Here is an 18,288-nt window from a genome sequence, read left to right as displayed (position 1 = left end):
TTTATTTATTAGCTAAATTAGTTGTAATGTATTAATTTGAAATACTTTTTAATATTTTTTTTATAATTAAAATATTAATATACTTAAATTTTATTAAGTTAATTTTTTGTGTCAAAAGTTGAGTTTTAAATTTTTAAAACGGAGAAGTGTAACAGAGATTCTTATATTTGATTGTTATGTAGTTTTCTACGTATAAATTCTGAAATATATTGAGCAGTGTCATTTATTCCCAACACTGAAGAATTGATACAGAGATGATAAGAACCGGCTCTTCCCCAGCCACGATTACTGTAAAAATTATAAAATTCTTTTCTTTTTTTATCCACCTTGTTGTTTAAAAGTTCTGCTTCTTTTTCGTCAATATTTTTCCTTAAAGCAGTTCTTTTTATTCGATCTTCTTTATCCGCTGTGATAAAAATATCAATTCGTTGTTTATTTTCTCTTAATATATAGTCTGAACAACGCCCGACGAAAACACAAGATCTTTTTTCAGATAAGCGTTTAATAATATCACTTTGTATTTCAAACAATGTTTCGCCGCATAGATAATTTTTTGAGTATTGTAAGTTGAAAAAGTTATCAAAAAAGCTTAAACTTGCTTTTTCATCAGCTTTTTCAAAAAATTCTTTGCTTAACCCGCTTTCTTTGGAAGCAAGATATATAAGCTCTTTATCATAATAGGATATGCTTAATTCTTCGGCAATTTTTTTTCCTATTTCTCGTCCTCCGCTTCCTAACTGACGACCAATGGTTATAATATATTTTTCGTTCATGTTATCTGTTTTCATGAGGGGAGTTTTTTGAATTGTTTAAATTGTAAATAAAGTAATACAGCAGCCATCAGGGTTGCAACAAAATCGGCAATAGGTAAACTGTACCATATTCCGGATATTCCCATAAAACGGGGAAGTATTAACAGGCAAGGGATTAAAAATATGACTTGTCGGGTTAAAGATAAGAAAATGGCTTTGTTAGCCATCCCAATACTTTGGAAAAAAGTAGATACTACAACCTGAAATCCTACCAAAGGGTAACAAAGAAAAACAATACGCAATCCTACGGACGCAATATCTATAAGTTCCTGATCTGTCGTAAATATTGAAGCTACCCAGTGTGGAGCCAACTGTACAAAAATGAATCCCAGAGTCATAATAAGCGTTGCCCAAAGAATGGTTTTTTTAAGTACTGCAGTAACTCTTGAATAGGATCGAGCACCATAATTATAACCCGCAATAGGCTGCATTCCCTGATTTAGTCCCAAAACTACCATTACAAATAAAAAGGCTATTCGATTAACTATCCCATAAGCACCTACAGCTAAGTCACCGCCATATTTTAAAAGACCCTGATTAATAATTATTACAATAATACAGGAGGCTGCATTCATCAAAAACGGAGACATTCCGATTGCTAATGAATCTTTAACGATTCTCGATTTTAATTTAAAAATTCCTTTCTGCAGATGTATAAAATTGCTTTTATCACTAAATAAATAAATTTGCCAGATTAATACTATTATTTGTGATGTGATAGTCGCAATAGCACTTCCGCGTATACCCCATTGGAAGCCAAATATAAAAAGCGGGTTAAGTACAAGGTTAATTAGAACTGTAAATATGGTAGCATACATGGAATGCTTAGGTTTTCCCGATGAACGAAGCATGGAGTTAAGTCCTAAATACATGTGTGTTATAACATTTCCCATTAAAATGATTACCATGAAATCGTGTGCATAAGGAAGTGTTTTATCACTGGCTCCGAAAAAAAAGAGTATTGAATCCAGAAAAGGGAGTGTTAATAAGGAAAATGAAATCCCAATAATCAAATTCATAATAAACACGTTACCCAGAATGGTATTTGCAGTTGTATAATCCTTTTGTCCCAATCTGACGGATAAAAGAGTTGAAGCTCCTACGCCCACAAGTGAACCGAATGCTGCTGCAAGATTCATTAAGGGAAAAGTAATTGCAAGTCCGGATATAGCAAGTGCACCCACTCCATGACCAATAAATATGCTATCAGTAATATTGTATAAAGAAGAGGCTATCATGGCAATAATTGCCGGAATTGCATATTTTTTAAGAAGTTTACCTATATCTTCTGTACCAAGTTCGAGGGGTGTTCCCTTAGAATTACTATCCATTGTCAGGGTATTTCTTTAAACAAAGTTAATAAAATCAGTATACTCTTTTAAATAAATAAAAAAAACAGCTATTTATTTTCTAAATAGCTGTAAATATTAATATCTAAAATGATAAATTCTAAACTTATCTATTATGATCTGTCTTTTAAACGCTGGTTAATTTCATCTGCTGTATCGGAAACTCTATCTTTTACATAATCAGCTTCATTTTTTCCGGAATCAAGAATATTTTTGAAGTTTTTTTTCGCTTTTGAAGCATATTTGTCAAAATCATTGTTCAAATCATCCCAACATCCTTCTTCCTGAACTTTTCTTATTAAATAACCTATTCCAACTCCTAAAGCGGCACCTAAGATTAATTTTTTCATAACTTTTTATTTTTAAATTTAGTATACTTTGATTTTATTACAATTATTTACGCTTTAGCATAGATACTATCCATAAAAGAACTACAGCTCCTAAAACAGACATTACTAAAATGCCGAATTTTCCATCAGATTGTATTCCTAATAAACTGTATATCCATCCTCCCAGCATACTACCAACTAAACCTACCAGTAAGTTTACTAAGAATCCAAAGCCACGTCCTTTCATGATCCATCCGGCTAAAGCCCCGGCTATAACTCCAATAATTACAGACCATATAAATCCAAGTCCTTCCATAAATTTTTAAGTTTTTTAATAATTAATTATAGTAAAATGCTTTTACTTATCTTTAAGTATTGCAATAAATATGCCATGACTTAAAAATAAGATAAAACTGATGAGTGCGAGATAAATATCAACCCAAAGTTTTCAATGTTAATAAACCTTATGTATCATTAATTTTTTTGATCCTGCAACTGAAGATGGTTTATAAAATTATTTTACACTTAATTTCTTAAAAACAAGAAATAATAAAATGATTAAAAATACTATATTGAGGTTAGTTTTTTTTTATGTACTATTTATACGATTAACTTATAGTTTTTGATATATCATTATAAAAAAAATATACTATTTGGTAATTATATTTTAACGGCAAAATTTAGGTTGTAAGAGGATAACCATTAATGCTCAATAATGATATACAAAAGTTGCTATACTTGATATTATTTATCTAGTATAAGTTTTTAATATTATTTAAAACAACAAATGCTCGTTTAACTAATTTTTTTAGCCAGTTTGCCCACAGTCATTCCTTGTACCAGAATTGAGAACACAACCACAACATAGGTAGCAGCAATAATAATTTCTTTATAATCACTATCGGGAACAGAAAGAGCTAATGCAATGGAAACACCTCCTCTAAGGCCTCCCCATACCAACATAGCTATTGTGCCTTTGGTAAATTTTTCTTTAAAAGGAATAATTATAGTTGGAATTTTAATAGAAACATAACGAGCTATCAAGACCACTAAAATACATATGATACCTAATACCCAGTAATTTTTTAAATCTTCAATTAATAAAATTTCAAATCCCATAAACAGGAATAAAACAGCATTCATAATTTCATCCAACAATTCCCAGAAGGTACCCACATTGCTTTTTTTGGTTGAACCTAATTTTCTTTTAGACTCACCTATAATAAGACCTGCAGCAACCATGGCTAAAGGAGCGGAGGTATGCAATGACTGAGCAACCAGGTAGCCGCCCATAACAACAGCTAGTGTAATTAATACAGAAACTTTATAATCATGCGCAGTTTTTATAGCATAAGCAGCTATAAAGCCCAGAGCAATTCCTAATACAAATCCACCAATAGCTTCCCTCATAAATAATTCGAAAATATGCGAGAAAGAAAGATCCATGTGTCCGGTTGCAACTACAACAGGATTTTCGGCCAATCGAGCTAATATAGTGAATAATACTACTGCAACACCATCATTAAGAAGAGATTCTCCAGCAATTTTAGTTTCCAGTGTTTTAGGTGTATTGGCCTGTTTTAAAATACTTAGAACAGCAATAGGATCAGTAGGAGATATTAAAGCTCCGAATAATAAGCAATAAATTAAAGGAATTTCAAAATGTATATTGATAACAGGTAATAAATAATTTACGATGTAGTAAAGACCGAAACCGACAACAATGGTTGAAATGATGACACCTAGGGTAGCATATATCATTACAGGTACCCTTTGTTCTTTAAGATCGGCCATATTTATATGAATAGCCCCTGCAAATAAAAGAAAATTTAGCATGGCTCCCATAAGTATTTCTGTAAAATCAAATTCTTTAATTAATGAAGCAAAGTCATTAAGTGGTTTAGATGTTAAATGTCCTAAAAGAACCAGTACTATAGACATTACTAGTGCAATAACCATGATACCGATCGTTGAAGGGAATTTTAAAAACCGAACATTGATATAAGAAAAGATTGATGCTAAAACAATAAGGATTGAAAATGAATAATATAATTCCATATGATCTAGGTGAGATTTTTGTTGTTTTTTGCAAAAATAGTAAAATAAAATGTTTTTTCTGATACCAGAACATCTTTATAAACGAATTTTTCTGTTTAATCTAAAATAAAGAACACTTTTTACTAAAAAAGATAAGCATTTATAAAAAAATGCTTATCTGCTATGATGGAAATATATATTAATACTCGCTTGCTTTATTTAAATAGGACAAATCATCGGTTGAGAGATTCAGTTCAACAGATTTTAATATATCTAATTGACCTAATTGAGAAGCACTTGCTATAGGAGCTGTGATAGTTGGATGCTGTATAAGCCAGGCTAAAGCAACCTGTGCAGAGGTAGCAGTATTTTTTGCCGCAACTTCTTCTAAAGCTTTAACTATTTTTAAGCCTCTGTCATTTATATATTTTTTTATAAAATCAGAGCCTCTTTTACTTTTTTCAGCATCTGCCTTTGATTTGTACTTTCCGGTTAAAAAACCGCTGGCAAGAGAAAAATATGACATAACTCCTAAACCATATTTCTCAACTATAGGTTCATAATTTTTTTCATAATTTTTTCTGTCGTATAAATTAAATTCAGGTTGAAGCACTGTATAAGAAGGTAAATTATTTTGTTTGCTAATTTGCATAGATGCTTCAATCCTTTCCGGAGACATATTGGAAGTTCCAATAAAACGTACTTTTCCCTGTTCAATGAGTTTTTGATAAGTTTCTAGAACTTCTTCTATCTCAACACTGGTATCGTCATAATGAGTGAAATAAAGATCAATGTAATCCGTTTGAAGCCTTTTTAAAGATTCTTCCACTTCAGCCAGAATATATTCTTTTTTTAAACCTTTATGAGTAGCATTAATTTCTGCTCCTACTTTGGTAGATATAATCAGTTGATCTCTATTCTTTTTTTGATGTATCCATTTTCCCAAAATGGTTTCAGATTCCCCTCCTTTGTTTCCTGGAGCCCAGGCTGAATATACATCTGCCGTATCAATAAAATTGAAACCTAGTTCTGTATACTGTTCAAGTAATTCGAATGAAGTATTTTCGTCAGCTGTCCATCCAAAAACATTTCCTCCAAATGCAAACGGATAAACTTCAAGATCAGAGCCTCCTAATTTTCTTTTTTTTAAATTCATAGGTATAATGGATTTGATTTTAACATTTTCATAATCAGGTTCCAAAATTGTACCATTGTTTTATTTTTTAAAAAGAATTATTAGAATATTTTATTGAGCTATAATTTTAAAATAAAGCATTTCAAAAGCTTTTGCTGTTATTCTTTTTATCATTTCGTGTCGTGTCAGGTTCGGGTATGAATATCGGTTAACTATAATTTCGCCCTGAAAATATAATCCAATATAGGCTAAGCCTATGGGGTTGTTGTATTTGTCCGTATCAGGTCCGGCAACACCAGTAGTAGAAATTGCTACATCGCTTTTGAATATTTGTGATGTTTGTAATGCCATTTCTTTAGCCACTTCTTCACTTACAACGGTATGTTGTTCAATTATCTTTGCAGGTATATTTAATAAATTCTCCTTTGTTTCGGTCTGATAACTGATGATTCCTCCTTTAAAATACTTAGAACTTCCGGGAACTGAAGTAATTGTTTCAGATATCATACCACCTGTTATACTCTCAGATACTGATAGGTTTAGATTATTTTTGATTAGATAAGAGATAATTACCTGTTGAATGTCTTCTTTTTGGGAAAGTAAAAGTTTATTTCCCAGAATAGCTGGTAGTTTGTTTATTTCATTCGTTAGTTGTTTCTCAATAATTTCCCGATTTTTTCCCTGTGATGTTAAACGCAGTTCTATCCGAGATTCTCCGGGTAAGTATGAAAGAGACATTAAATCAGGTAAGTTGTCTTCCCATTTTGATAAAGTAATAGCAAGCTCACTTTCAGGAAAATTGATCACATTTACAGCCCGATGAAGTATATAGTCCAGTTTATATTCATTTTTTATTTTAGGAATAATAAACTCTTTTACCATGGCACGAGTTTCATAAGGAACTCCGGGTAAGTTAACTAAAACTTTATTATTTTTTGTTGTCCAAAGTACGGGAGCTGTACCATACCTGTTTACAATTACTTGCGACTGAGAAGGTACAAGTGCTTGGTTTTTTGTTAAATCATTCATAATTCGTCCGTTGCGACAATAAATTTCTTTTATGAAATCTAAAGAAGGCTGGTGCATCACTAAAGTGTCGTTGAAAAAATCTGAAATGGCTTGTTTTGTTTTATCATCTTTGGTAGGTCCAAGTCCTCCGGTAGTAAAAATGAAATCTGCATCAGTTTCGAAAGCTTTAGTTAACTCTTCAGTTATTACTTCATTGTTATCAGATATAATATTAATTTTAAGTACTGATATACCTATTAGATCAAGTTCGTACGTTAAAAATTGAGAATTAGTGTCGAGCGTGCGACCGGATAAAAGTTCATCTCCGATAGCTATAATATATGCTTTCATTTGTATTATGTTAATTCTTCAAAGTTATATAATTATTATGATTGTAAATTACAATAATTTGGAATCGTGAGTTAAAAATGTTATCTTGCAAGAACTGTTAATTCTATTGATTTTTATATAGATAGAAAGCCGGAATCAAATTAAATAAATAACTGAATTTTAAGATACTTAATGGAGCATCATTTACCTAAACTTATTATCGATTTAGCGCTTATTCTAGGAGCGGGAGCCATAACCACACTAATTTTTAAAAAAATCAAACAGCCTTTGGTATTAGGTTATATCATTGCTGGGTTTCTTGTCGGACCACATTTTTCCTTTGTACCTAATGTAGCGGATAAAGAAAGTGTAAAGATTTGGGCAGACATAGGAGTTATATTTTTATTATTCAGCCTTGGTTTGGAATTTAGTTTTAAAAAATTGATTAATGTAGGGGGAGCTGCATCCATTACTGCAATTGTGGAAATAGTAGCCATAATGGTATTAGGGTATTTTGTTGGTCAATGGATGGGATGGGATATGATGAATAGTATCTTTTTAGGTGGATTACTAGCAAGTTCTTCAACCACTATTATTCTCAGAGCTTTTGATGAATTGGGGGTAAAAAGGAAAAATTATGCTCGTGTCGTATTTGGAATTCTTATTGTTGAAGATATTGTAGTCATTCTTTTAATGGTACTGCTTTCCACTATGGCTGTAAGTCGTCAGTTTGATGGAATTGAAATGTTGATGCAGTTTTTAAAACTTATTTTCTTTCTTGCATTGTGGTTTATTTTTGGTATATTCTTAATACCTACTTTATTACGTAGAGTAAAGAAGATTTTAGATGAAGAAACACTTTTGATTTTATCAATAGGACTTTGCTTGGGGATGGTAGTTCTAGCTACGGAGATTGGTTTTTCTGCTGAATTAGGTGCTTTTGTTATGGGTTCGATTCTGGCTGAAACTACTTCTGCTGAAAAAATCGAACATTCGCTCAAACCGGTTAAAGATTTGTTTGGGGCTGTCTTTTTTGTATCTATCGGAATGATGATTGAGCCAGCTTCAATGTATGAATATCGTTGGGAAATATTTATTGTAACACTATTGACGATTTTCGGTAAACTGATATTTACTTCTTTAGGTGCTATTTTATCTGGACAACCATTAAAACAATCTGTTCAGGTCGGAATGAGTATGGCTCAGATTGGTGAGTTTGCTTTTATAGTGGCTTCTTTGGGTATGAGTCTCAAAGTTACCGGGGATTTTCTGTTTCCTATAGCTGTAGGTGTTTCTGCTATCACGACGTTCACTACCCCTTATATGATTAAATATTCTGATTCTTTTTATCAGCTCATTGATAGGTTTATGCCACAGAAAATGTTGAAAGTAATAGACCGGTATTCTACAGGTTCTCAGGATATTCAAAAAGAGAACAAATGGAAAACTTTAACTAAAGCATATTTATCGTTGATTCTTACTAATGGAATTGTAAGTATAGGCATTTTGTTCTTTATTGTTTACTTAAGAGTTTACTTTATATTGCCCTTTGCTCAAAGTAGAGGATGGAACTCTGATTTGATTGATATAGGTTCTTTTATTTTGACAATTGTAGTGAGTGGACCATTTCTTTGGGCTATTTTAGTTAAGAAGCCTGCAAATGAGATATTTAGTTCAATATGGACCGAAAATCGTTTTGCCAGAGGACCATTGTTGGTGTTAGAGTTGTCTAGATTTGTTGTCGTGGTTCTTTTAGTTGGTTTTATCCTTAATTTTTTCTTTTCAGGATTAATAACATCTATAATAGTCACTTTGTCAGTTATTATAGGTTTATATTTGTTATCCACTAAGTTTAATCTTTTTTATTCGCTTATCATAAAAAGATTTATGTTTAATTTAAACGAAAGAGATATCAGAGAACAGGAAAAAAAACAAAAGAAAAGCATTGTACAAAGAAATGAATTCTCCCTATGGGATACTCACCTGACTGATTTCGAAGTGATGCCTAATGCTGCCTATGCAGGTTCAAAATTGTCAGAATTAGCATGGCGGGAAAAATATGGTATTAATCTGGCTTATATTAAGAGAGGAGATGTAATGATTTCAATTCCTACGGAAGAAGATAAGGTTTTCCCTTTTGATAAATTGGGTATTATTGGTACTGATGAACAATTGAAGAACTTTGAGCAACAAATATTACAAGAAACGATACCAGTGCAAGATAACTCCTTTAAACAAGAAGAAGTGACTCTTACCAAATTTACAGTGTCGGAAGAATCTTTTCTTCAAGATAAAACGGTAAAGTATTTAAGAAGTTTAACAAATGGTTTAGTAGTAGGAATAGAAAGGGATGATAGCAAGATTGTTAATCCTACATCAATGAGCACATTTAAGGCTGATGATGTTGTATGGATTGTTGGAAATAAAAAAGCTATTACTCAATTAATTGAAAGTCTTGAAACAAAAAGTATATGATAAATACAGTTATTTTTGACATGGATGGTGTTATAGTTGATACCGAGCCTCTTCATGAAATGGCTTTTTTTAAGCATTTTGAAGAATTAGGAATTCCAGTGACAAAAACAGAATATGATACATACAGAGGATTATCAACCCGTAATGTATATGAAAAATTAAAAGAAAATCATTCATTACAAAAAAGCCCTCAGGAACTTACTTCCCGAAAAAGAGAGATTTTTACCTCATTGTTTTCAGAAAATAATGAATTAGATCTATTACCAGGGGTGAAAAATTTAATTGAAAGTTTACATACATCGGGTTTTCAGCTAATTTTAGCAACCTCTTCTGCACGGATTACTCAAACAATGATTTTCGAAAGATTTAATCTGTTTCCTTATTTCAGTCATATTGTAAATGGGGAAGATTTTCCACAATCAAAACCTAACCCAGAAATATTTTTAAAAGCTGTAGAGCTTTCCGGGCAGCCTAAAGAAAATTGTATTATTATTGAAGATTCTATTAATGGTGTAAAAGCGGCTCATGCCGCAAATATTTTTTGTATTGGTTATAAAGCTGGAGAATTCACCAATCAGGATTTGTCGTTAGCAGATACTATAATTAATGACTTTTCTCAATTATCGCCGGAAGTTATCAAACAATTAGTCTAAAGAAAATAAACTTTTGTAATTTTGATTAAATTTTTTAAATGTGAAAACGTCGTTTGAAATTCTGAAAATTTACCGAGAAGCAACAGTTGATGTGATAGATAATTTAAGCATGGAGCAGTTGCAAAATATACCGCATGGTTTCCATAATAGTATTTTTTGGAATGTAGCGCATACTCTGGTAGTACAGCAGACACTACATTATAAATTATCAGGTTTAGAACCACTGATATCCAATGATTGGATTGAAAATTACAAAAAAGGTACTCAGCCAAAATTTGTGGTAACAGAAGATCAGGTTGAATACGTCAAAAGAAAACTTATATCCACTGTAGAACAATTAGAATCAGATTACAGAGAAAATCAGTTTGAACATTTTGCAGAATATGAAACGGCTATGGGAATGACCTTGTTCACTATTGAAGACGCATTGGATTATAATAATGCCCACGAGGCTTTGCATTTAGGAATAATTAAAACAATGAAAATTATTGCATAATCATACTTTCAGAGATATAAAAGAGCTTTAGATTTAAAGCTCTTTTTTTGTTGTAGCTGACTAAATTTATTATGGTAAATTAATGTTTTTATACCAGATGTAGGGGTATTTATCATAAAATCAATAATATATGAAAGTGTTTATTGTTGAAAAAATATGCTATAAAACCCTTTTGTTTCAAGTAAATTGATATTAAAATATTATATTGTTTATAAAACTCATAGATATGAAGTGTAATATATGAAATCTATCTAAATAAAATCTTTTTTATTAAAAAGAATCGTAATGTTCTTTATTTTATGATATTTCATTCAAAAATAACCTTTAAAGTTTGCGTTTTTTTTATAAAAAGAATGCTCCTTATTGGTTAAGTAAAAAAAAAACGTAAATTAGCAAAAAAAATAAAACTTTCTTATTAATATATACTATGAATTATAACAGAAAGAGATCTTTGAGCAAATTTTTTTCCAAGCTTGATATTCGGGTTCTTTTAGTCTTTATAATATTGATACTCATGGCTTTCTTTTTCTTTTTCTTTCAATACTATAGACATATCGATTGCAGACAAGTTTACTTCACAATAGAGGCTGAAAGAAAGCAGGTAGGTGAAATTATTGGATTTAAAGATCAAACTCCTAATGCAAGAAGCTGGAAATGGGATTTTGGTGATAAAACGGAGAAAAGATTTGAAAAAGATCCATTGCATAAATATGAAAAGCCAGGTGTATATACGATAACTCTAGAAGTTAACGGGAGTTGCGTTTTTCAAAGAATTTTAGAAATCAGAGATTTAGGTAGGTTGGTAGATTCTACAAAAATACCTAAAATTATAGCTCCTACAGTAGTTGAAGTTGGTCAGAACATTGAGTTTTATTACAAATACAGAGGGGAAGCTTTTTCCTGGGAATGGAGTTTTGGAGAAACAGGCCAATTGGATAATACATCAGAATTTCCGGTATATAGTTATAGCACTCCTGGAATAAAAAGAGTTACTTTTGTTATCAATGGAGATGTAACTCATATATCAAGTAAAGATATATTTGTAAAACCAAGAAAACTCATAAATACTAAAATTAAAGACACTGCTTATACAGTAGAAAAAGCAGCAGAACTTTTTACACTACCTAAGGGGACACCGCAAAAAGATCCTATGGAAGAATTCATGAGATATATACCAGGAGTACCACTGGAAACGCCTGTACAGAAGAAAATTAGAGAGATTGAAGAAAATAAAGCTCCCGATATATCTGAAAATCAGTTTCAATTACTTTTACTTGATGTGGCTAAACAAAGTAAAACCAAAGAGGATTTTTCTAAATATACCTGTGGTAATTATGAATTTCCGGTAATTAAAAACAATAAAAACATAATGCGTTTTTCTGAATTCTGTGAGAACATTCAAAATAAGAAAATCAAAATAGAATCGTTAAGACTTACCAGAAATAATAAAAACTGTATTGAAGGGTTTACAATTAAATACAAAGTAAAAAAAGGATTTATCTGGATTTATGACTAATTAAAATAATAACTAATTATCTATATTAATATATTATGCAGAAAGAAGCTGTATTTCATGAGGAGTTGTACCTGGCTTTGGAAATAGCAAAAAAATATGCCATCGAAAATAAAAATGTTGAATATGGAGCGGCACATTTGTTAAAAGCAATTCTACATAGAGATTTATCTTTATTGAAAGAATTGGAAGCTATGAAAAAAGATGTTTTTTTCATTGAAGAATGGGCAGAAGTCAGAATTGACGATGCTCCAAAGGCTGGAAGAGCTACTCAACCCGAACCAGATGAAAGTATTGATAAAGTTACTGCCGAAGCAGATGAAATAAGAGATATTTTAGGCAGGGAAGAAGTTGATTTATACTGTGTAATTGTTGCATTGGCAACTCCAGGAGTAGGATTTAGCTTCGATCAAATGAAAAGTTTTCCTGTGGTTAGAGATGAGCTGTTAACAGAAGTAGAAACAGCTTTACCTTCTGAAAATGATTCAGATAAAGATGGTAAACCTCCCGTATCTGTTAAATATTTATACAAATATTGTAAAGATAAATTAGTACAGGCTCGTAAAAATCCTAAAAATATAGTAGCTAGAGAACAGGAAATTAAAGAAATTGTTGAAATCATTTGTCGGTTTTCCAAACCTAATGTGCTCTTACAGGGGTACCCGGGAGTAGGAAAATCAGTATTAATAGACGGATTTGTAAATTTAATAGTCAAAAAACAAGTGCCAGACAAAATTCAGAAAACGAGAGTTTATGAATTAGATTTAGGAACTTTGATTGCCGGGGCTTCCTACAAAGGAGAAATTGAAGATAGGTTAAAAAAGATACTTCAGGAATTAAAAACATATCCCCAGGCAATTCTGGTGATTGACGGCATACATGTTCTCCTTGATAAAAATAGTGATAATGCAGGAATATCAAGTATTCTAAAAAGTGAACTTTCCGGAAACGGAGGATTAACGCTTATAGTAACTACTACAGTTGACGAATATACCAAAAAAATTGAAAAAGACGAAGGTCTTTCAGGCATGTTTGAAGTGCTGAAAGTTGAAGAGCCAGATGAAGAACAAGCATTTAGAATAATAAAATCAGCGTTGGTATCCTATCTTGCCCATCACGAAATTAAAGTAACAGATGACTCAATTACAGAATCTATACGTCTGGCTAAAAGATATCTAAAAGAAAAAAGTTTGCCTGAATCAGCATTAAATTTATTAGACAGAACTATGTCTGTAATTAAAACTGCTGGAGTATCATTTCTTAAAGAAAAAGAAGGTTTAGAATCAAAATTGGACCACATAAAAGAAAAAGAAGGAGATCATAAACAAGATTTAAAATGGTATTACGAAGATTTAAAAAGGAAATCTCAATACTTATTAATTCAGGAAAAAGAGAGTCAGGTAGAAATTGAAAATCTTTCACAGGAAGATTTATTCATGTACCTTAAAAGTACTTTAGAAAAATTGAACGAAGCAGCTCTTTCAAAAAAAGAACATATAGAACCTATTGATTTAGCAGCAGTTGTTGCTCAAAAAACAGGAATACCTTTAGGTAAGTTACATTCAGAAGAGAAAGATAAGCTTCAGAATATGGAAGAGATACTGAAGAAAAGAGTGGTTGGTCAGGATTATGCAATCCAGGTAATTACCGAGGCAGTATTAGAATCCAGATCGGGTTTAAGTAAAGCCGGTCAACCTATAGGATCATTCTTCTTTTTAGGTCCAACAGGAACTGGGAAAACAGAATTAGCCAAATCACTGGCAGACTTCCTTTTTCAGGATGAACATGCAATCATCAGATTTGATATGTCTGAATTTAAAGAAGAACATTCCGCAGCATTATTATATGGAGCTCCTCCGGGCTATGTAGGATATGAAGAAGGAGGATTGCTTGTAAATAAAATCAGGCAGAAACCCTATTCTATAGTTTTATTCGATGAGATAGAGAAAGCCCATTCTTCTGTTTTTGATGTTTTTCTTCAAATTATGGACGAGGGTAAATTGCATGATAGATTAGGAAAAGAAGGAGATTTCTCCAATGCTTTAGTATTATTTACGTCAAATATAGGGTCTCAGTTTATTGTTAAATCAGTAAATGAGGGGAATGGTTTACCCACTTCCAACCAATTACTTGAAATTATGTCCAATAACTTCAGACCAGAATTTTTAGGACGTTTAACAGAGATAGTTCCTTTTGGACCTATAAGTAAAGATAATGCAATGGGAATTTTTGAAATTCATTTGAAAAAAGAACTATTAGATTTAGTTAAAGGGATAAATATAAACTTAGCCATATCCGAATCTGCAAAATCATTCTTAGTGGATAATGGTTTTAATGCAACATACGGAGCCAGACCTTTAAAGGGAATAATACGTTCCGAATTAAGGAGGCCTATGGCTAAAAAAATTATATCCAATGAAATAAAAGAAGGAGATACGGTACAAGTAGATTTAGATGATAATAATTTAAAATGGATCATCAATTAAAAAATATATTAATTTAAAATAGAAAATTCTATGTTATCAAATTTTGGAATTGGAGGAAATGAAGTGCCTCTAGACGCAAATGAGGCAATCCTGGAGATTGCACAGAACCGAACTTTAATAGCCCAGAAGTTGACAGGTCAGACTCCGGTAAGACCTGAAATTGTAGAAGGGTTATCTACCATTGAACAAGTGTTTGAACATTTTAAACCTGAAGTTAAAGTTAATTTTGAAGATGCTGATGGGGCTACCAAATTTGAAGAGTTAAAATTTAAAAACTTAGGAGATTTTGGAATAAAAGGTATCACTGCTCAAAGTAAATTTTTAACAGATTTACAAGTTGAAAAAGAACAGTATCAGAAAATAATCAAACAGTTAAAAACTAATAAAATTTTAAAAGCAGCACTTGAAGATCCTGATGCTAAAGGCGCTTTAATGGAAACAATTGAAGGATTAATTAACGAATTAAATCAAAAATAATTATGGCTAAAGAAGAAGTAAAAGCACAAATCCAGACCAGAGATGTTGCAGTAGCTGAACCCAATAAAAAAGTTAGTATTCAGAAAGGTCTTGATAAACTAGCAAAATTTGGTGGTTTTGATTTATTAGAAGCATCTATTGAAAACGTTCAGAATATGAATCCTGATCGTAAAGCAAGACGTCAGATTTTTTTAGGCGACGCTAACAAACAATCTGAAAGAGATGCTCTTAAAAAAACGTTAGAATTATGGTTAAATGTGTTGAAAAACAACAATAACCTTACGGATATGGTTGCCCAAAGTGAAGATAAAAGTAAAGTTGCAGAAAAAACTTTATTGAAAAATCTTGCTACGGCAGTAAAAGAAACTGAAGAATTAGAAAAAGCTTACAGAACTATAGCTTTATTCTATAAAAATACAGAACAAGACAAAGTAAAAAACATTTCAATCGTAAATGCTGAGCTAGATCAATTGACTGATTTGGATAATACCAGGTTTATTGATTCAATTCATGGAGAATTAGTAGATAACTATGATAGATTAGATTTAAAAAATAACTACGGACTTTTAGTAATTCCGGGATATTTAGGTACTAATAAAGTAGTTGAAAAATGGGCGAAGATAGCTCATGAGAACAAAGTAATGTTAGTTACAGACTTTGCACACTTAGATGAGCCGGACGATGTTATGGAGATGTTTGATGAAGCATATCTTACTGGAGGTGAAATTTATCGCTCCAATGTACTAATGACATGTAACTGGTTAGTAGGTAGAGGTAAATTTGATATCATTGAAGAAACAGATGATTTATATGTACCACCATCCGCAGCATTAGCAGGTAAAATATATAAAACATTAATGTCTCAGGTTACTGCGGGTAAAAAATTTGGGGGTATTAATGAAGTAGACGGAGTTAAATTTGACTTATTAAAAAGTGAAATAGCAAGTTTGGAGAACTTAGGTTTAATTCCTATGGTTAATGAATATGGCAAAGTTATGGCTTTCTCTGGAAAAACACTTTTCAACGGAGATAATTTAGGACTTCAAACTTATTCAGTAGTTCGTGTATTCGATTACGTAACTAAAGTATTGATGGATTTCTTAAACAGAAGAGCTTTCGAAAACTTTACAGCTAAAACACGTCAGGAAATCATGAAACAAATTGTAAGTTTCCTTGATGGAATTACAGGTCCGGATAAATTAATTGAAAATTTTGAAGTTAGAAGATTCGAACAAGATCCGGTTCAAAAAGATAGAATATATTTAGATATTCATATGAAACCATACTTCCCGGCTAAAAACTTCCTTATTAAAATGGATGGGCATAAAGGAGATGATGGAAATGAATGGGAGACTGAATACGAACAAAAGTAATTAAAAATTTAATAAAGGAAAGGAGGGTTTTCTCCTTTCCTTATCAAAAATTGAGTTATGAGGCATAAAAACATACTCTTTATATTATTTATATTTCTAAGTTTTAGCTATGTCTTTGGTCAGTCTGTTTCCAAAAAAGAGAATGAATCAAATGTGAAAAAAATTTCTCAGGATACTTTAATAACTAAAGTAGTAGATTGTAACGCTTTATTTACCCTAAATAACAGAAAAGTAGATTTTTTAAGAAAAAAGCCTTACGTTTATACAGAACCATATTATAAAATGGATTACAAAAGCAAGAAAAACTTTGCAGTTTTTCAGGTGGGAAAAAGAAAAGGTACAACACCATTTTTGTATATAAAAATTTTCACATTTAATACCTGTATAAAAAAAGATGAAGTGGTTGAGCTAATCATGGATAATGGATTTAGATATAGATTGAAAAATGATTTTTCACCCAATTGTGATGGTTTTATTATAAGTACACTTAAAAATAAAATCATAAAAAAATTAGAACAAGGAAATATAACAAGTATCAAAATTTTTACATTTGAAAAAGACTATGAGTTTCATATGAATGATGAAGACTCAGAACGCTTTAGAGATGAATTACAATGTTTAAAATATAACAAATTTAAGTTCAATTAAAATGCCCTTGCCTCAATTAGGTTTATCCTTATCAATTACAGATAGTGCCGGTTCTCCCATGTATGCAGGAAATGGTGAACGCGAAAAAATGTCTGAATTTGATTCAGCATTGACAAATCATACAATTACTATAACTATAACCGATGATAAAGTCAATGAAGTCGAATTGGATATACATAATGATCAATTTGACAAAATTAAACTGCCTACGTATAAAATGATGGTAACTGATGACAAAACAGAAGAAAGAACATTTTATGAGGTAACAAGAGACTCCTTTTTAATGAAAGAATTGAAAAGCAAAGAAGTAGGAGGATTTACATTTTTTGGAATAAATATGTTTAAAAAAACAGTTTATAGCCTTCCTGTTGTTACTTTTGAGCCTTTAAAATCAACAATGGAGATTTTTGAAGTTTCCAAATACAGGACTAAAAGAGAAAACTATTTATTATATACATTAAGAAGAAATTCAGATGCAGCAGTTTTGGTATCAGGAAATCTGCCTAAAGAAACTATTGAAAATATCAATACTGAACATTTTTTTTATGTAGTAGATCACAATGAAGGACAAAAATTTATAGGAGATATTTCCTATAGAGAAAAATTTATAAAAACTATACCAAAAGTAGAAATACACTTGATTAAAAGATCAGAAAAAATAAAAGAGTACGAGTTGGATAAAAAAGGTAAAGTCAATAAAATCATATACTTATAATAACCAAAAATAGAAGTATGTACGGGATATATTATAATACGCCAATTAATTTTAAAGACATTATTGAAAAAAAAGATATAGAAAAAACTAATCTTGAAAGTTCAATAGCAAGATACATTAACCTGCTGGTCACCTCTTCTTTCGGAGAATGTAAATTTGATGAAACGTATGGCTGTAAAATATGGGAAATGGATTTTGATTTATTATCTGATTCAAATACATTACGAGATAGAATTAAAAAAGATATAAAAGAAACTATTAAAATGCATGAAAGCAGATTGGAGTTATCCGAAGTTGAAATTTCAGTAGGAATAGACCAATCTTTAAATCATAATAATGCATTACGAATGAAAAAGAAGATATCAATGAAAATATTGGGAGCTGTAAAAAAAACCAATCGTCCGTTTAGATTTCATGGACATTTTTTTGTAGGACCATTATCTTATATTTAA

General features: G+C 31.1%; 17 protein-coding genes. 10 read left to right on the top strand and 7 right to left on the bottom strand.

Annotated elements, in window-relative coordinates:
- Positions 1-161 precede the first annotated feature (161 nt).
- The 7 genes from EQ921_RS13840 to EQ921_RS13810 all read right to left on the bottom strand — a co-directional run bounded on the left by EQ921_RS13840 (position 162) and on the right by EQ921_RS13810 (position 7,021).
- Positions 162-788, bottom strand: coding sequence for an AAA family ATPase (locus tag EQ921_RS13840; protein ID WP_221410503.1), 627 nt, complete (start codon positions 786-788; stop codon positions 162-164).
- Positions 785-2,143 (bottom strand): MATE family efflux transporter, encoded by a 1,359-nt coding sequence (locus tag EQ921_RS13835; RefSeq protein ID WP_128151507.1) that lies wholly within the window; start codon positions 2,141-2,143, stop codon positions 785-787. The genes EQ921_RS13840 and EQ921_RS13835 overlap by 4 nt, the downstream gene beginning before the upstream one ends.
- A gap of 131 nt (positions 2,144-2,274) precedes the next feature.
- Positions 2,275-2,511 carry a YtxH domain-containing protein gene (locus EQ921_RS13830; protein WP_128151509.1) on the bottom strand — a complete coding sequence of 79 codons (237 nt, stop codon included), beginning with the start codon at positions 2,509-2,511 and terminating at the stop codon, positions 2,275-2,277.
- 43 nt (positions 2,512-2,554) lie between these two features.
- On the bottom strand, positions 2,555-2,806 hold the full coding sequence (locus EQ921_RS13825) for a GlsB/YeaQ/YmgE family stress response membrane protein (RefSeq protein ID WP_128332078.1): 252 nt from the start codon (positions 2,804-2,806) through the stop codon (positions 2,555-2,557).
- A gap of 479 nt (positions 2,807-3,285) precedes the next feature.
- Positions 3,286-4,548 (bottom strand): sodium:proton antiporter, encoded by a 1,263-nt coding sequence (locus tag EQ921_RS13820; RefSeq protein WP_128151513.1) that lies wholly within the window; start codon positions 4,546-4,548, stop codon positions 3,286-3,288.
- Positions 4,549-4,726: 178 nt separating this feature from the next.
- Complete coding sequence (locus tag EQ921_RS13815; RefSeq protein ID WP_128332077.1) at positions 4,727-5,683, bottom strand: aldo/keto reductase; 957 nt, start codon at positions 5,681-5,683, stop codon at positions 4,727-4,729.
- A 90-nt stretch (positions 5,684-5,773) separates the two neighbouring features.
- Positions 5,774-7,021, bottom strand: coding sequence for a CinA family nicotinamide mononucleotide deamidase-related protein (locus tag EQ921_RS13810; RefSeq protein WP_128332076.1), 1,248 nt, complete (start codon positions 7,019-7,021; stop codon positions 5,774-5,776).
- A 171-nt stretch (positions 7,022-7,192) separates the two neighbouring features.
- Here EQ921_RS13810 and EQ921_RS13805 point away from each other — a divergent pair, with 171 nt between their 5' ends.
- The 10 genes from EQ921_RS13805 (at position 7,193) to EQ921_RS13760 (ending at position 18,288) form a co-directional block, all read left to right on the top strand.
- Positions 7,193-9,475 carry a cation:proton antiporter gene (locus EQ921_RS13805; RefSeq protein WP_128332075.1) on the top strand — a complete coding sequence of 761 codons (2,283 nt, stop codon included), beginning with the start codon at positions 7,193-7,195 and terminating at the stop codon, positions 9,473-9,475.
- Entirely contained in the window at positions 9,472-10,128 is a 657-nt protein-coding gene (locus EQ921_RS13800) for an HAD family phosphatase (protein WP_128332074.1), read from the top strand. The genes EQ921_RS13805 and EQ921_RS13800 overlap by 4 nt, the downstream gene beginning before the upstream one ends.
- 40 nt (positions 10,129-10,168) lie before the next feature.
- Complete coding sequence (locus EQ921_RS13795) at positions 10,169-10,624, top strand: DinB family protein (protein WP_128332073.1); 456 nt, start codon at positions 10,169-10,171, stop codon at positions 10,622-10,624.
- 427 nt (positions 10,625-11,051) lie between these two features.
- Positions 11,052-12,140, top strand: coding sequence for a PKD domain-containing protein (locus EQ921_RS13790; RefSeq protein WP_128332072.1), 1,089 nt, complete (start codon positions 11,052-11,054; stop codon positions 12,138-12,140).
- 35 nt (positions 12,141-12,175) lie between these two features.
- Positions 12,176-14,623 carry an ATP-dependent Clp protease ATP-binding subunit gene (locus EQ921_RS13785; protein WP_255424503.1) on the top strand — a complete coding sequence of 816 codons (2,448 nt, stop codon included), beginning with the start codon at positions 12,176-12,178 and terminating at the stop codon, positions 14,621-14,623.
- Between the two features lie 30 nt (positions 14,624-14,653).
- The gene (locus EQ921_RS13780; protein WP_128151529.1) at positions 14,654-15,100 is read left to right on the top strand and encodes a hypothetical protein; all 447 of its coding nucleotides are present in this window, start codon (positions 14,654-14,656) and stop codon (positions 15,098-15,100) included.
- A 2-nt stretch (positions 15,101-15,102) separates the two neighbouring features.
- Positions 15,103-16,473 carry a DUF5458 family protein gene (locus tag EQ921_RS13775; RefSeq protein ID WP_164875264.1) on the top strand — a complete coding sequence of 457 codons (1,371 nt, stop codon included), beginning with the start codon at positions 15,103-15,105 and terminating at the stop codon, positions 16,471-16,473.
- A gap of 57 nt (positions 16,474-16,530) precedes the next feature.
- Positions 16,531-17,121 carry a hypothetical protein gene (locus tag EQ921_RS13770; RefSeq protein WP_128151531.1) on the top strand — a complete coding sequence of 197 codons (591 nt, stop codon included), beginning with the start codon at positions 16,531-16,533 and terminating at the stop codon, positions 17,119-17,121.
- Position 17,122: 1 nt separating this feature from the next.
- Positions 17,123-17,836, top strand: coding sequence for a hypothetical protein (locus tag EQ921_RS13765; RefSeq protein ID WP_128332070.1), 714 nt, complete (start codon positions 17,123-17,125; stop codon positions 17,834-17,836).
- A 17-nt stretch (positions 17,837-17,853) separates the two neighbouring features.
- Positions 17,854-18,288, top strand: a complete 435-nt coding sequence (locus tag EQ921_RS13760) for a GPW/gp25 family protein (protein ID WP_128151535.1) — start codon at positions 17,854-17,856, stop codon at positions 18,286-18,288.

It is taken from the genome of Apibacter sp. HY039 (genome assembly GCF_004023655.1).
In the GTDB taxonomy this organism is placed as follows: domain Bacteria; phylum Bacteroidota; class Bacteroidia; order Flavobacteriales; family Weeksellaceae; genus Apibacter; species Apibacter raozihei.
Note: the sequence above shows the minus strand (reverse complement) of the source record. Positions and strands in the feature narration are given on the sequence as shown.

Coding starts and splice junctions, on each gene's coding strand:
- EQ921_RS13785 (WP_255424503.1), top strand. CDS start 12,176: ATGCAGAAAGAAGCTGTATTTCATGAGGAGTTGTACCTGGCTTTGGAA.
- EQ921_RS13765 (WP_128332070.1), top strand. CDS start 17,123: ATGCCCTTGCCTCAATTAGGTTTATCCTTATCAATTACAGATAGTGCC.
- EQ921_RS13830 (WP_128151509.1), bottom strand. CDS start 2,511: ATGAAAAAATTAATCTTAGGTGCCGCTTTAGGAGTTGGAATAGGTTAT.
- EQ921_RS13770 (WP_128151531.1), top strand. CDS start 16,531: ATGAGGCATAAAAACATACTCTTTATATTATTTATATTTCTAAGTTTT.
- EQ921_RS13835 (WP_128151507.1), bottom strand. CDS start 2,143: ATGGATAGTAATTCTAAGGGAACACCCCTCGAACTTGGTACAGAAGAT.
- EQ921_RS13810 (WP_128332076.1), bottom strand. CDS start 7,021: ATGAAAGCATATATTATAGCTATCGGAGATGAACTTTTATCCGGTCGC.
- EQ921_RS13780 (WP_128151529.1), top strand. CDS start 14,654: ATGTTATCAAATTTTGGAATTGGAGGAAATGAAGTGCCTCTAGACGCA.
- EQ921_RS13840 (WP_221410503.1), bottom strand. CDS start 788: ATGAAAACAGATAACATGAACGAAAAATATATTATAACCATTGGTCGT.
- EQ921_RS13775 (WP_164875264.1), top strand. CDS start 15,103: ATGGCTAAAGAAGAAGTAAAAGCACAAATCCAGACCAGAGATGTTGCA.
- EQ921_RS13805 (WP_128332075.1), top strand. CDS start 7,193: ATGGAGCATCATTTACCTAAACTTATTATCGATTTAGCGCTTATTCTA.
- EQ921_RS13790 (WP_128332072.1), top strand. CDS start 11,052: ATGAATTATAACAGAAAGAGATCTTTGAGCAAATTTTTTTCCAAGCTT.
- EQ921_RS13815 (WP_128332077.1), bottom strand. CDS start 5,683: ATGAATTTAAAAAAAAGAAAATTAGGAGGCTCTGATCTTGAAGTTTAT.
- EQ921_RS13800 (WP_128332074.1), top strand. CDS start 9,472: ATGATAAATACAGTTATTTTTGACATGGATGGTGTTATAGTTGATACC.
- EQ921_RS13825 (WP_128332078.1), bottom strand. CDS start 2,806: ATGGAAGGACTTGGATTTATATGGTCTGTAATTATTGGAGTTATAGCC.
- EQ921_RS13820 (WP_128151513.1), bottom strand. CDS start 4,548: ATGGAATTATATTATTCATTTTCAATCCTTATTGTTTTAGCATCAATC.
- EQ921_RS13760 (WP_128151535.1), top strand. CDS start 17,854: ATGTACGGGATATATTATAATACGCCAATTAATTTTAAAGACATTATT.